Source organism: Lysinibacillus sp. GW823-FHT02G10 (assembly GCF_058797135.1).
In genome coordinates, this window is record NZ_JBXAJI010000001.1 from 1,097,819 (window position 1) to 1,109,792 (window position 11,974).

Below are 11,974 nucleotides of genomic sequence, written 5' to 3' on the forward strand. Positions count from 1 at the left end.
GAAGTAGCTAAAGAAAAAAGGAAGGGGCTCCTTTAATGCCACGGAAACACATGATTATTATCATCATTGCATGGATTGTAGAAATATCGTTGACGTACTGGGTTGCCACAATATTCTCTGTGCGATTTATCGAAGTGATGTTTTTCACCGGCATTGCCTTTACCTTAGGAACGTTTTACTTTTCGAGTAGCGGTGGAGCGATGTCAAGGCTTTATACATCCCAAGTGAGTGCACAAACAGGGATCATTCATGAGCGAGAACGGTTCAAGGTTAAACTTGGGCCCGTATTTATAGCGTCACTGATATTTTTCCTTATTGGATTGGTATTCTTTATTTTACTTGTAACAGGCATTATTCCACCACAAAAGGTGTGAAAGTTATTGGCTTCCACCTGCAAAAAATCAAGATGGCTAGGTGCTCATTTTGATTTTTTTGCGTTGTATAGAATTTGTAGAGTGCTATATTATAAAATAGGCTTCGATAATTGTATTTTTACAATTATAAAGGAATAAAAAGGTAACTATTATACTATAATTACCCTTCGTTATTAGTAATTTGTCATGCAAAATATGTATATCTATGGAGGTATACAAGATGTTAAAGGAGCTATCAAACCGCAGTGCCCCAAAATCCAAACCAACAAAATAGAGAAAAGAGTAGACACCAAGAACCTGACGTTCAGTATGATGCTATGCTAGAGATTCAAACAATGGAAAGTAGCATAAAAAGATACATAACAGTGCATGGTGATCACTTGAATGCAGCTGAATATCATTCTTTACTGCAAATGATTAAGAGTTTAGAGGAATTGAAAACAGCGATTAAAGAGGTCTCATTAGATTAGGCACATTCTTTTAAATTGGATGATCTGACAATACGGTTTGTCAGATCATCCTAGGAATTAATCCACCGGTAATAAGTAAAAGTGAAGTTTTGACCATTCATTTCAAATGATTCTCCGCTTCTATCCAATTGTTTAAAACCGTTTTTTTCTAATACTTTTTGAGAGGCTATATTGTTCGTTGTTGTTTGTGCCTCAATGATGAGCATGCCTTGCTGGCGCATAAGGTCTAATACTAATTGTAAGGCTGTATGGGCAACCCCTTTCCCACTAAAATCTTTTCCTACTCTATAACCGATATGGCCTAATCGTTGCTCCTTATCAATATCGATTACATTGATTCTTCCTATAATTTCTTCAAGTTCATTTTTTATTAGATAGAAATAGGATAGCTGTTGAGCTTGTTCCTCTAAAAGCATGTCATTTTTTCTTATGAAATTTGGTAATTCGTAATAGTCATCCCCTCGACTTGGGACTGTTTTTTCAAAATAGGCCCTATTTTTAACCTCAAATGCATATAAGTTTTCAAAATCACCCTGTGTTAATGTTTCTAATCGAATTTTCATGGCATCTCCAATCAATTTTGGTTTTTCTTTCATTATACCTGTAATCTAGGGTTAATCTCACCCAGTTTATGGATTGTTCAGATTTTGTAGATGTGCGGATAGACATGAATACTGGTTTGCTTTTTCAGCCATCCACTAAAAAAGGACCGTCATTAAAAAGACCCACTTCCTGTCGGGTTTAGTGAATTAAATAGTGAGCGGACAAGTAAATTAATAGAGGCATTGAGATTTTTTAAGAGAGTCCAGTAATTTTCAAAATGTGGAAGCACTTGTTCTACTAGAAAATGAACTTAGGTTGGTTCAAGTCTACCTCTATATACAGTAGGAGCGTTTTGGCAAGCGTATTCAGGTTGTATGGCAACTAAAGTCGGAGACAACTGTCCTCATCCCATCACTGACTAACCAGCCATTAATTGAAAATGCATTAAAGCATGGAATGTTAAAGCTTTCTGACGGGGGAACGATACATATTCGTATTATCAATTTTGATACCCATCTCGAAATCACCGTAGCGGATAATGCGTTGAAATGGATGAAGAGCAATTGGCAAAACTACTACAGCCTAAAGAACTTTTATCCATCAGATTGCAACACCATTAAGCCAAGGTCTACGTATGACAAGCAAGCTTCACGAAGGAACGGCGGATTCATTTGTGGTAGTAGCAAAAAAACATCTACATCATTAGATGCATTGCCTCTCGATGAGTTTTAAGAGGGGGAATGCATCTTTTATTATTTGCAAGTTTGAAAAATAGAAATTTAGAGCACAGCCTGAGGCGTCTTCGTTTTAAAATGTGTGAATAAGTAACATCCCAAAATCACGATGATTCCCCCAATGCCTTGCAGCCAGCTTAGCTGTTCACCGATAAATAAAAAGGCGAGCAATGCTGTGAAAATAGGATTAAAGTTTAGAAAAATACCAGAGGTTGTGGCACCTAATTGTTGAACGCCAATATTCCAAAATACCATACAAACTACTGTAGAGATGACCCCTGTATAAAGAAGCGAAAGGATGAAAGAGGAGTCGATTTCGGAGAAGGTAAAATCCGTAATTGTGAATGGGACTAGGATGAGTACCCCAAACAAACCTGCATACAATGTCGCCATTAACGGAGAGGTTGTTTGCATAGCCCACTTACTACATACAGAATAAAGTCCCCATACGCAAACGGCTGCCACCATCCATAAATCTCCTGTATTCAATTGGAAGTGCCATAACAGCTGCCAATCTCCTTTCGAAAGGACAAGAAAAACACCAATTAAAGAGAGTACCATCGCCAGAAGTTGCAAGCCATTTATTTTTTCTTTCAGAAAGGCGAAGGAAAAAAGGGCGATGGACATGGTATTCATTGTAGAAATAAGACCAGCATTCGTGGATGTTGTTCGTTCCAACGCTAAAAATTGAAATATATTAAATAAGGCAACACCTGTAATGCCCATCAGTAATAATGGCACAAGAGCGGCTTTAGCAGGAACCAATCTCTTCTCTTTCCACCAAACTAACGGTAGCAGGACGATCACTGCGATCAGCCATCTGACCAACGTTAAGGTCATTGGAGAGGCATGAGCCACTAGCGTCTTAGCCACAACAAAATTGCCTCCCCATAGTAAGCTCGTGACAAGCATTAAGCCCATATAAAATTTAACCACAGTATAGGTACACTCCTTTTGCTTTTATGTATAATAAGAATCATAGCACTATTAGTGATTTATCAGTATAATATTTTGTAGAATTGAATAAAATCAAAATAATCGAAAGTTATTTAATGAATATCAAAATAATATTTTGAAATCGCATTAAAAACTTCCTTGTCTAAAAATAATCAAAAGAGGAGAAAACAATGGAGGATATAAAAAATAAAGGATTAGATAATGTCGATCTGCAAATATTAGCGATTTTGCAGCGAGAGGTTCACATTAGCAATGCGGAATTAGCTAGACGTGTGAATCTGTCCCCACCAGCAACCCATACAAGGGTGAAACGTCTAGAAAATGAAGGCTATATTGATCAACAAGTCGCAATTTTAAATCAGGAGAAACTAGGGTTTGATTTATTGTGCTATATATTTATGAGCACAAATATTCATCAGGAGAAGGAAATAGAGGAGTTAGAAAACAGCTTGAAAACAATGACCGAAATTTTGGAATGTCATTGCTTAACAGGTGCCTATGATTATTTGTTAAAGGTCGTAATTCGAGACCGCCAAGACTTAAATCAATTTATTCGAAAATTAAATAAGCTTGGCGTTTCTAGAATTCAAACGAATTTATCCTTACGAGAAATTAAATATTCTACAGTGTTACCGATCGAAGAAAACAGCAAGCCTGAGTAAGCTAACTCAGGCTTGCTGTTTTTTTTACTCTAGAGCCCCGCTCCTAAAGATTCACCCTGTTCAAATAAGGAGACCACACGTACAAAAATCATACAACCCACAAGTTGCTTATAGTTGACATGCAACCATAGAGTTGCCTATAATCAAGCTATGAATTGGGATAAAGACGCTGTTTTTAAAGCACTAGGGGACTCGACTCGGAGACTTATATTAGATGAACTGGCTGAGTGTGATGAGATGACGTTGTATGAATTGACGGTGCGTCTTCTAATGAAACATGAACTTTCAATTTCGAGGCAGGGGATTGCTAAGCATCTGTCTGTCTTGGAGAGTGCTGGACTCGTCCTATCACAGCGGAAGGGAAAATATCGAGTCATTCTTTTCAATAAGGAACCACTTAAAGATTTACTGAAAGGATGGGTAGAGTAAAGTTTACGTGTGAAGGATGCTTCTTAAACGACTTAAAAGGAGGAAAAGCAATTGAATATTATTGTCAACAGTATCTTTGTACAAGATCAGGAAAAGGCACTGGCATTTTATACGGAAAAGCTAGGGTTTGTAAAAAAGGAGGATGTCCCAGTAGGAAAACATAGATGGCTAACGCTTGTGTCGCCTGATGATTTAGAGGGCACTGAGCTATTACTTGAGCCAGATGAGCATCCTGCAGCAAAGGACTATCAAAGGAGGATTTTCGCTGAAGGCATTCCAGCAACAATGTTTGGAGTTGCTGATTTAGAAAAGGAGTATAGCCGTTTACTGGAGAAAGGCGTTGAATTTACACTTAAGCCGACAAAAGCGGGAGAAGTCACAATAGCAGTTTTTAATGATACATGTGGCAACCTTATTCAGATTATACAAAAATAGTGAAGAAAAGCGTGTTTGATAAAAAATATCAAAACACGCTTTTCTCATTACTCAGCCATTACCCAAACTTTATCATCGTTCAAAACGTTTAGTTTTTCTTTTGGCTGCGCATTTACGGTCTGTTCTTTGGCTTCTGCTTCCTCGCTGGGCGGAGCTTCTTCCGACGAACAAGCAGATAAAAGGAATAGTAGCGCTATACTTAATGATAGGAATTTCTGCATGAGGCAAACCTCCATCAATCAATCGTTGATATGAATATTTTGCACATCTTTTTACAGAATATGTTGTGTATAGCTGCCATTAAAAATTTTTTTAAGCGACTGTATTACTAATTATTTTGCTAAAGCCATTATTATATGCACTATTAATCAGCTGCTGTATTGACTTCACTGCTTGCTCAGAGAAAATATACCAGTTATCGCCATCGAAATCATGGAGTAAATACTCAGGATAGCCTTGTAATAATTCCTCTGGGAAAGGTTGATTTAATGTATAGATATCATATTGTCGAACACTGTTTTGATCATGGCTCATAAAATCAAATTGACCAAGCTTGTAATAAGATCCAGGAGTTTCTAGATTGAGGTGCCAATAATAATCTTTCGGAGCCTCTACTTTGTCGCCTTTCTTTTCTTGGAAAATTTTGAAAAGTGCTTGGTGATAGGCATTGCCCTTGATGTCCTGAATGACACCACCCATTGTCATATGGTATTCATAGCGTAGTACCTTGATTTTTTCATCTTCAATTAGCAATGGTTCAGTCGTAATATTTACTGTGCCATCATTATAATGCACTTGACTGCCGAATGTTTCAGCAATAAAGCGAATTGGTACATAGGTGCGATTGTTTTTCATGTATGGTTGTACATCCAATTGTTCTTTTTGACCATTTTTAATGACTGTTCGGTTATTAAGATTCAATTTAATAGTTGTTTGATCCATTGAAAGGGTGATTTGTGAATCCTGCCAATGAACTTGCGCACCAAGATTTTCACTGATCACTCGTAATGGCACCATCGTTCGATTGTTTTTTTGCTCGGGTGCTGTATCAGATTTTACCACAACATTGTCGATTTTGATTTGTGTCGTTGCGGCATCAGCAGGTGTTGCTACAAATAATGTAGATGTTAAAAATAGCCCTGTAAAAAATTTTTTCATGGTATATAGCCTCCTTATATTTTAACATTTACCACCACCGGAAATTTTACCATAATATTCTTCAATATATAATAAAAATATTACTATTTTTTCTCTAAATTCAATAACCTTTTTAATTATCAGATGCATAATGACACAAAGTCACCATCGCTAATAGCTACTTTTTGACAGCGTATAATCTGTATTTGTTCTCGAATACTAACGCTGAAAGGAGGTTTTTTAAATGAAGTTTTTGACATGGGGCATTGTTGGTGCGGCATTATTTGCTGTGATGAAAGGCTACGGAAAATCGAATCAAGGGCAAAAGGATAGCTTTCAACAAACAACCACGCCTGTACAATTAGTTGCCAATGCGAATCCGCTGACAGCCAATACACCGAAACAGTAGAACAAAAGCTTATAGATTATAGGGATCTATAAGCTTGCTATAATTTTACATAAATATCCTATCATTGGTATAATAGATTGCGAGAAAAGGGGTGTATAGATGCTTCATTTTACAAACTATCATGACGATGATTTAGAAGAAATTCTGCAATTATTTTACGAAACCGTACATAGTGTAAACGCAAAAGATTATTCACAGGCCCAATTGGAGGCTTGGGCACCGTTAGCCATACAGCCAGTTAAAGTAGCGACTTGGCAAAAGACTTTAAGACATAATAAGACCTATGTCGCACGGAAGCATCATCAAATTGTTGGCTTTGGGGATATGACAATGGAGGGCTATTTAGATCGACTTTATGTCCATAAGGATTTTCAAGGACAGGGGATTGCATCAGCCATCGTAGATTTACTAGAAGCAGACGCAAGAAAACTTGCTCTTACCTATATTTACACGGATGCTAGTCTTACAGCGAGACCATTTTTTGAACGGAAAGGATACCAAATCATGCAAACACAAAAAGTCGAGCGACAGGGCATATCGTTGATGAACGTTAGCATGGTTAAATTATTTCCTGATGAAAAGGACGGATGAAAAGGATGAATTGTGTAAAGGGTTTTATCGTATTAATGATGTTATGCTTCATACTTAGTGCCTGTGCGCAAACAGAAAAGCCTTCTCATGAGAAACCAGATGTAGAAAATATCACGGTTTCATTCGAACATCCTGAAACAAAGCAACCATTTAAAATTATTCATGCTTATGAGCTTTTTCAAAACTATACGGAAAAGGTAGACAGTGACCCAGATCGTTCGCCATTGGACATCTATCGAGAAGAGGTTGTTGATCCAGTTTATAGTGCATGTTTTGAGAATGGTGAATATATAAATATGGCTGAGACGGTGTTGAATATCACGCCCACACAATTGAAAGAAAATCAATTATTAAGCAAAAAAATTGATAGGGAAGCAACTGAAAAGAGTTTCAAAGAGGGTCTATTCAAATCTTCTGAATTTCTTCCAACTAATAATGAAACAACGGTATGTGTGTTTCCAGCCACAGATGTTAACGCCAATATGGTAACGATTGGTGCAGGTAAAATAACAGCCCTCTATAATAAATATTATACCGATGAATCTATCAGGGCCATTATCGCTCATGAATATCATCATAGTGTTGCAACTGAAAACCGCCCACGTGGTGAAGATAAAGTGTTAGATCATCTCATATTTGAAGGAAGGGCTGTGATGTTTGAAAAATTGGTTTATCCTGATTTGAACTTTACGCGAGTTGATTTAGATTATAACAAAGTCTACTGGGCAGATGTTGCAGTAGATTTGGATAAGCCTGATCTGAATCGTGCATTAGATATAATTAGAGGTGGAAATGATCTACCCTATCAATATGGGTATAGTGAAGGCTATAAAATGGTAAAATCCTATCTGGATTTGCATCCCAATGTATCGATAGAGGAATGGACCGCCTTAAGTCCGAAAGAAATTTTTGACAAAGGCAACTATCTTGAAAACTACCAATAAACAAGTAAGCAACAGACCCAGTATCAAACTCGGTCTGTTGCTTCGTTTAGGCATCGATAAATGGTTAAAATCGCTTGTAAATGCATACCTTCATGAAAGATGGTGCGTAACAGTACTTGTTCAATGGTTTGCATACCCATATCAATAGGAGGGAATTCCTCTGACAATCGATGGCCATACTGTTCCTTTAATTGTTCAGGCTGCTGAGCTAAATACTTCTTTAATTCCTCGAAGGATGGCGTTTCGTCGTCAAAATGCTTTGGCGATGTACCAAAGCCAAACCATTTCTTGAGAGCTTCTAAATCTGTATCCTTTTCCTTTGTTAATGCCTCTATCCATAAATATTGATCGAGATAAACATGACCCATATTCCAGCGAATATTATTATGAAATCCAGCTGGGATGATGTTCGCTTTTTCTTCTGATACATGCTCGAGTAAGTGAAGCAGCTCGCCACGATAATTGGCTAGCTGCTGAAATAGATTTTCTTGACGTTGATTCAAATGTAACCCTCCTTTTTAATATTATTGGCTATTAAAACTCCATTTTCCTGCAAAAAAAGAAGAACACTTTTTGTGTTCTTCTCCAATTTATCTACTTTGTGTCTGTAATGCTAAACGGACACCGAGACCGATATAAACGAAGCCAACTGTCTTTTCGAGCCAGCGTGAGCTACCGCTTGTTTTTGTAAAGATTTTTTCGCCAATGAAGCTTGTAATTACTGCGAGTAGGATTGTATATAAAGCACTCATCACGACAAATGTTATACCGAGTGTTAGCAATTGGCTTGTGACAGATTGCTCGTTATGCTGAACAAATTGCGGTAGGAAGGCTAGGAAAAACAGTGCCGTCTTTGGATTGAGGATTTCTGCTAAAAAGCCTTGACGGAATGAAGTACTAGCAGGACTTTGTTCGACAGTCGGTTGCTCAATTTTCTTTGGCTTTGTGAGGAGCATCTGAATGCCTAAGTAAACAAGGTATGCCACACCAATATATTTCACCACTTCAAAGGCAGTGGCTGATTTCATTAAAATAGCAGAGAGACCTAAAACAGCCGCTAATGTATGAACCAAGTCACCAAGACCGATACCTAAAGCTGTATAAATACCATTCTTTTTTCCGCTTTTTAATGTTTGTGTAATGGTAATAATTACTGCAGGACCTGGAATTAAAAATAATAAAAGAACTATTGCGATAAAAGATAACATGCGAAACCATCCTATTCTAATAAACTAATCATTCTAGGGTGAATGCATGGAATATTATATTCTAGCTATTGTGTGGCTGTCGATAAAGAAATATTGAAAAAATAATGAAAAATAATTCAGAAAACTAATGAATAATACTTATTAAATTTTATTACCTAGTACTAATATTTAGTGTTAGAATAAGATTATAAAAAATACTTTGGAGGAATTCATATGTTAACAAGTCAACAATTACAAGCTATTTTGCCACACCGATATCCATTTCTTTTGGTAGACCGTATTGTGGAGTTAGAAGAGGGCAAGCGCGCAATGGGGTTGAAAAATGTAACGATTAATGAAGAGTTTTTTAAAGGTCATTTTCCACAGTATCCTGTGATGCCAGGTGTGCTAATTGTTGAAGCATTAGCACAGGTTAGTGCAGTGATTATGCTGACAAAGGCTGGGAATGAGGGAAGATTAGGTTTATTGGCAGGAATCGATCATTGTCGCTTTAAAAAGCAAGTAAAGCCTGGTGATCAGCTACATCTAGAAGTGGAGATTACGCGTGTGAAGGGCGCTGTTGGGAAAGGCAGAGGGATTGCAATGGTAGATGGAGAAATAGTTTGCGAGACGGATCTTGTTTTCGCTTTTGGATCTTAGAAAATGGAGGCTCTCGGTTGAATTACACATTTATGCTTTATATCGCCGTTTGTATCATGCAAATAGCGCTATTAGCGAATATTACGATTGCTAAAGGCGCTTGGAATGGGGTGACAATGTGGCTTTGTACGGTAGTTTTTGTTTTCGCAACAGCTATATTTGGATTAAGTAGAGCGCGGCAAAAAGACACTCAAAAATAAACGACTTTGCTTCAATTCGTACTACACGGCTCTCTTTCCTTCATATAGTAAATGGAGTGAAAGTTTTAATATGAGAGGGTGAGGAGGTTTGAGGGTCGCTTTTATAGAACATAAAGAAGAACAGCTACAGCCAGAGCAAGCGTTGGCGCACGATTTCTGTGATCAATTTGTGCAAAAGATGCATAAAAATATATTGCATAAAAAGCTTGATGAGGATGTGTATCAGTCCTATTTTGTTATCCTTCAGCAACAATATACAAGGCAAGAGCTGCGATTTATTGTCCATCTGTTAAAGGTACAGGCAAATGAGATAATACGCATGAAGCCCATGTTTATTACCATGAGTGGTGTTATTTTATCCATGTTTACATTGCTTGCTACAACCATGAATAGCAAGCTCATGATAGGCATGTCGCTTGTCCAAATCGTTGCATTAGCCGTCTTGAGTTTTAATGTCGCCATTATATGGATTTCCTTTAAAATTGAAATCGAACATAAGCGGGTGCAGGCAGTGATTGCATTATTAGATTATTACGTAACAATTGTTTCAGAAGGGAGTGACCTTCGTGCAAAAGACAGTTGAACAATTACATTATTGACTTATAAAAGTACCAGAAGTATTTCGTGTGATGACAGAAGCGGAAATAACACAACGACCTGCTCCAAAAAAATGGTCCAAAAAAGAAGTAATCGGTCATTTATGTGATTCGGCTATTGTCAATCTTGAACGATTTCTTCAAGTTCAGAATGAAGCTTCACCCTATGTAGTGACTACATACGACCAAGTACAATGGGTCGCGTTACAGGGCTATCAGGAATTACCAATAGAAGATATTTTAATGTTGTGGACAAGCATCAACAAAAAAATCATGTATGTACTGGACCACCTTGATGAAGAGACATTGGCCCAGCCATGTGTGTTGAATCAACAACAAAGGACATTGGGATGGTTGATAGAGGAGTATATGCAACATCTGGCACATCATATCCATCATCAAATTTTAATGAATGAATGTGAAACATAAGCATTTTTTTAGGAAATCCTCAAATAATAAAGTACGAAAATAATTATTTGGGGACGTGAAGATGTGAAAAAGTTTTTATTGCTTTTACTACCACTTAGTCTAATCACGGTATCGCTTTTTTATGTAAAAGTGAGTTCTTCTGAAAATAAAGGAAGAAAGTATTATGAGGAAGCAGGTCAAATTCTTTGGGAAATTCAGACAGATGAAAAAATCATTGCCTTAACATTTGATGATGGGCCACATCGCAAATATACAGCGGATATCCTTGATGTATTGGAAAAATATAATGCAAAAGCAACCTTTTTTATTGTCGGTCAAAATGCAGAAAAAAATCCTGAGCTGATTACAAGAATGTACGAAGAAGGACATGAATTGGCCAATCATACCTATACACACCCTTTAAGAACAAATGTTACCAATTTAATGAAAGAAATACAGCAAACAGATGAAGTGATTGCAGGGATTACAGGCTATCAGCCAACATTATTTAGACCAGTTGAAGGACAATATACCGATGCGATGATTGATGCAATTTCAAAAAAAGGCTATAAGGTTGTTATGTGGTCTTGGCATTTAGATACGCTTGACTGGAAAAGCCCAGGTGTTCATCGCATCGTGAATACCGTTTTAAAAGGTGTGAAAGCAGGCAATATTGTCCTATTTCATGACGGTGGGGGAAATCGAGCACAAACGGTTCAGGCAATGGAACAAATCATACCGGAGCTTGAAAAACAGGGCTATCAGTTTGTGACGGTTTCTGAATTATTGGAAATCCAAAGGACACATAAGAAAATGGAAAAAAAACAGTAGTGTTGAAGCAGAAACGTCTTCAACACTTTTCTTTATGTAAAGGTTATTTAAACATTTTTTTGATGTGTTTAAGCTCAGCAATTAAATAATCAATTTGTTTCTGCATATTATCTATTTTAACTGTTTGATGCCCATTTCCATTGCCATTATTCGTTTGAGAAGAATCATTGTTCGCGTTTTGGAGCGCTTCTAATGCGAGTCCCGCTGCAATGGTTTGTAAACCATCCCCTAATGTTGAAATGGCTGTGCCAATATAGGATAGCTTAGCCGCAAAAATTTCTATGGATTCATTGCCTTGGCTCGGTTTATTATTTCTCCCCATTGTTTTTCCTCCTTACATTTGTCATTACTTGCATCATATGCGACAACAAGTGAAAAGGCGATTCCGATGATCGTTGAATGATTCA

20 protein-coding genes are annotated in these 11,974 nt (G+C 37.2%); 13 read left to right on the forward strand and 7 right to left on the reverse strand.

What is annotated here, in order from left to right; all coding sequences use genetic code 11:
- Window positions 1-35: 35 nt before the first annotated feature.
- Together AC1RFD_RS05775 and AC1RFD_RS05780 are read left to right on the forward strand one after the other, a co-directional pair.
- Window positions 36-374 (forward strand): hypothetical protein, encoded by a 339-nt coding sequence (locus AC1RFD_RS05775; RefSeq protein WP_048392945.1) that lies wholly within the window; start codon window positions 36-38, stop codon window positions 372-374.
- Window positions 375-619: 245 nt separating this feature from the next.
- Window positions 620-844, forward strand: a complete 225-nt coding sequence (locus AC1RFD_RS05780; RefSeq protein ID WP_492474603.1) for a hypothetical protein — start codon at window positions 620-622, stop codon at window positions 842-844.
- A gap of 50 nt (window positions 845-894) precedes the next feature.
- Here the strand turns inward: AC1RFD_RS05780 and AC1RFD_RS05785 are convergent, their stop codons facing one another.
- Together AC1RFD_RS05785 and AC1RFD_RS05790 are read right to left on the reverse strand one after the other, a co-directional pair.
- The gene (locus AC1RFD_RS05785; RefSeq protein WP_288583112.1) at window positions 895-1,407 is read right to left on the reverse strand and encodes a GNAT family N-acetyltransferase; all 513 of its coding nucleotides are present in this window, start codon (window positions 1,405-1,407) and stop codon (window positions 895-897) included.
- A 759-nt stretch (window positions 1,408-2,166) separates the two neighbouring features.
- Window positions 2,167-3,042 (reverse strand): DMT family transporter, encoded by an 876-nt coding sequence (locus AC1RFD_RS05790; protein WP_411825116.1) that lies wholly within the window; start codon window positions 3,040-3,042, stop codon window positions 2,167-2,169.
- A gap of 206 nt (window positions 3,043-3,248) precedes the next feature.
- Between AC1RFD_RS05790 and AC1RFD_RS05795 the strand changes: the two genes are divergently transcribed.
- The 3 genes from AC1RFD_RS05795 to AC1RFD_RS05805 all read left to right on the forward strand — a co-directional run bounded on the left by AC1RFD_RS05795 (window position 3,249) and on the right by AC1RFD_RS05805 (window position 4,604).
- The gene (locus AC1RFD_RS05795; RefSeq protein WP_054548626.1) at window positions 3,249-3,740 is read left to right on the forward strand and encodes an Lrp/AsnC family transcriptional regulator; all 492 of its coding nucleotides are present in this window, start codon (window positions 3,249-3,251) and stop codon (window positions 3,738-3,740) included.
- A gap of 150 nt (window positions 3,741-3,890) precedes the next feature.
- Window positions 3,891-4,169, forward strand: a complete 279-nt coding sequence (locus tag AC1RFD_RS05800) for an ArsR/SmtB family transcription factor (protein ID WP_054548639.1) — start codon at window positions 3,891-3,893, stop codon at window positions 4,167-4,169.
- Window positions 4,170-4,220: 51 nt separating this feature from the next.
- Window positions 4,221-4,604: a VOC family protein gene (locus AC1RFD_RS05805; protein WP_054548625.1), complete on the forward strand. Its 384-nt coding sequence runs from the start codon at window positions 4,221-4,223 to the stop codon at window positions 4,602-4,604.
- A gap of 47 nt (window positions 4,605-4,651) precedes the next feature.
- On the opposite strand, the gene AC1RFD_RS05810 is transcribed toward AC1RFD_RS05805, so the two are convergent.
- Window positions 4,652-4,825, reverse strand: coding sequence for a hypothetical protein (locus AC1RFD_RS05810; RefSeq protein ID WP_196333020.1), 174 nt, complete (start codon window positions 4,823-4,825; stop codon window positions 4,652-4,654).
- 91 nt (window positions 4,826-4,916) lie between these two features.
- On the reverse strand, window positions 4,917-5,762 hold the full coding sequence (locus AC1RFD_RS05815; protein WP_492474606.1) for a copper amine oxidase N-terminal domain-containing protein: 846 nt from the start codon (window positions 5,760-5,762) through the stop codon (window positions 4,917-4,919).
- Window positions 5,763-5,985: 223 nt separating this feature from the next.
- Here AC1RFD_RS05815 and AC1RFD_RS05820 point away from each other — a divergent pair, with 223 nt between their 5' ends.
- The 3 genes from AC1RFD_RS05820 (at window position 5,986) to AC1RFD_RS05830 (ending at window position 7,685) form a co-directional block, all read left to right on the forward strand.
- Window positions 5,986-6,150, forward strand: a complete 165-nt coding sequence (locus AC1RFD_RS05820; protein WP_004230164.1) for a hypothetical protein — start codon at window positions 5,986-5,988, stop codon at window positions 6,148-6,150.
- 99 nt (window positions 6,151-6,249) lie between these two features.
- Window positions 6,250-6,741 carry a GNAT family N-acetyltransferase gene (locus tag AC1RFD_RS05825; RefSeq protein ID WP_288583104.1) on the forward strand — a complete coding sequence of 164 codons (492 nt, stop codon included), beginning with the start codon at window positions 6,250-6,252 and terminating at the stop codon, window positions 6,739-6,741.
- Window positions 6,742-6,746: 5 nt separating this feature from the next.
- On the forward strand, window positions 6,747-7,685 hold the full coding sequence (locus AC1RFD_RS05830) for a DUF2268 domain-containing putative Zn-dependent protease (protein ID WP_054548623.1): 939 nt from the start codon (window positions 6,747-6,749) through the stop codon (window positions 7,683-7,685).
- Window positions 7,686-7,708: 23 nt separating this feature from the next.
- On the opposite strand, the gene AC1RFD_RS05835 is transcribed toward AC1RFD_RS05830, so the two are convergent.
- Window positions 7,709-8,188: a DinB family protein gene (locus tag AC1RFD_RS05835; protein WP_054548622.1), complete on the reverse strand. Its 480-nt coding sequence runs from the start codon at window positions 8,186-8,188 to the stop codon at window positions 7,709-7,711.
- Window positions 8,189-8,275: 87 nt separating this feature from the next.
- Window positions 8,276-8,893 carry a LysE family translocator gene (locus AC1RFD_RS05840; RefSeq protein ID WP_004230157.1) on the reverse strand — a complete coding sequence of 206 codons (618 nt, stop codon included), beginning with the start codon at window positions 8,891-8,893 and terminating at the stop codon, window positions 8,276-8,278.
- Window positions 8,894-9,106: 213 nt separating this feature from the next.
- Here AC1RFD_RS05840 and fabZ point away from each other — a divergent pair, with 213 nt between their 5' ends.
- The 5 genes from fabZ (at window position 9,107) to AC1RFD_RS05865 (ending at window position 11,567) form a co-directional block, all read left to right on the forward strand.
- Window positions 9,107-9,532 (forward strand): 3-hydroxyacyl-ACP dehydratase FabZ, encoded by a 426-nt coding sequence (gene fabZ / locus AC1RFD_RS05845; protein ID WP_004230156.1) that lies wholly within the window; start codon window positions 9,107-9,109, stop codon window positions 9,530-9,532.
- Window positions 9,533-9,549: 17 nt separating this feature from the next.
- Window positions 9,550-9,732 (forward strand): hypothetical protein, encoded by a 183-nt coding sequence (locus tag AC1RFD_RS05850; RefSeq protein WP_066036806.1) that lies wholly within the window; start codon window positions 9,550-9,552, stop codon window positions 9,730-9,732.
- Window positions 9,733-9,820: 88 nt separating this feature from the next.
- Window positions 9,821-10,315, forward strand: a complete 495-nt coding sequence (locus tag AC1RFD_RS05855) for a hypothetical protein (protein WP_048392926.1) — start codon at window positions 9,821-9,823, stop codon at window positions 10,313-10,315.
- A gap of 43 nt (window positions 10,316-10,358) precedes the next feature.
- Window positions 10,359-10,757, forward strand: coding sequence for a DinB family protein (locus tag AC1RFD_RS05860; protein WP_492474607.1), 399 nt, complete (start codon window positions 10,359-10,361; stop codon window positions 10,755-10,757).
- A 63-nt stretch (window positions 10,758-10,820) separates the two neighbouring features.
- On the forward strand, window positions 10,821-11,567 hold the full coding sequence (locus AC1RFD_RS05865) for a polysaccharide deacetylase family protein (RefSeq protein ID WP_066036803.1): 747 nt from the start codon (window positions 10,821-10,823) through the stop codon (window positions 11,565-11,567).
- Window positions 11,568-11,610: 43 nt separating this feature from the next.
- On the opposite strand, the gene AC1RFD_RS05870 is transcribed toward AC1RFD_RS05865, so the two are convergent.
- Window positions 11,611-11,889 (reverse strand): translation initiation factor 2, encoded by a 279-nt coding sequence (locus AC1RFD_RS05870; RefSeq protein WP_492474608.1) that lies wholly within the window; start codon window positions 11,887-11,889, stop codon window positions 11,611-11,613.
- Window positions 11,890-11,974 lie beyond the last annotated feature (85 nt).

Coding starts and splice junctions, on each gene's coding strand:
- AC1RFD_RS05825 (WP_288583104.1), top strand. CDS start 6,250: ATGCTTCATTTTACAAACTATCATGACGATGATTTAGAAGAAATTCTG.
- AC1RFD_RS05800 (WP_054548639.1), top strand. CDS start 3,891: ATGAATTGGGATAAAGACGCTGTTTTTAAAGCACTAGGGGACTCGACT.
- AC1RFD_RS05840 (WP_004230157.1), bottom strand. CDS start 8,893: ATGTTATCTTTTATCGCAATAGTTCTTTTATTATTTTTAATTCCAGGT.
- AC1RFD_RS05795 (WP_054548626.1), top strand. CDS start 3,249: ATGGAGGATATAAAAAATAAAGGATTAGATAATGTCGATCTGCAAATA.
- AC1RFD_RS05790 (WP_411825116.1), bottom strand. CDS start 3,042: ATGGGCTTAATGCTTGTCACGAGCTTACTATGGGGAGGCAATTTTGTT.
- AC1RFD_RS05810 (WP_196333020.1), bottom strand. CDS start 4,825: ATGCAGAAATTCCTATCATTAAGTATAGCGCTACTATTCCTTTTATCT.
- AC1RFD_RS05785 (WP_288583112.1), bottom strand. CDS start 1,407: ATGAAAATTCGATTAGAAACATTAACACAGGGTGATTTTGAAAACTTA.
- AC1RFD_RS05815 (WP_492474606.1), bottom strand. CDS start 5,762: ATGAAAAAATTTTTTACAGGGCTATTTTTAACATCTACATTATTTGTA.
- fabZ (WP_004230156.1), top strand. CDS start 9,107: ATGTTAACAAGTCAACAATTACAAGCTATTTTGCCACACCGATATCCA.
- AC1RFD_RS05775 (WP_048392945.1), top strand. CDS start 36: ATGCCACGGAAACACATGATTATTATCATCATTGCATGGATTGTAGAA.
- AC1RFD_RS05820 (WP_004230164.1), top strand. CDS start 5,986: ATGAAGTTTTTGACATGGGGCATTGTTGGTGCGGCATTATTTGCTGTG.
- AC1RFD_RS05870 (WP_492474608.1), bottom strand. CDS start 11,889: ATGGGGAGAAATAATAAACCGAGCCAAGGCAATGAATCCATAGAAATT.
- AC1RFD_RS05830 (WP_054548623.1), top strand. CDS start 6,747: ATGAATTGTGTAAAGGGTTTTATCGTATTAATGATGTTATGCTTCATA.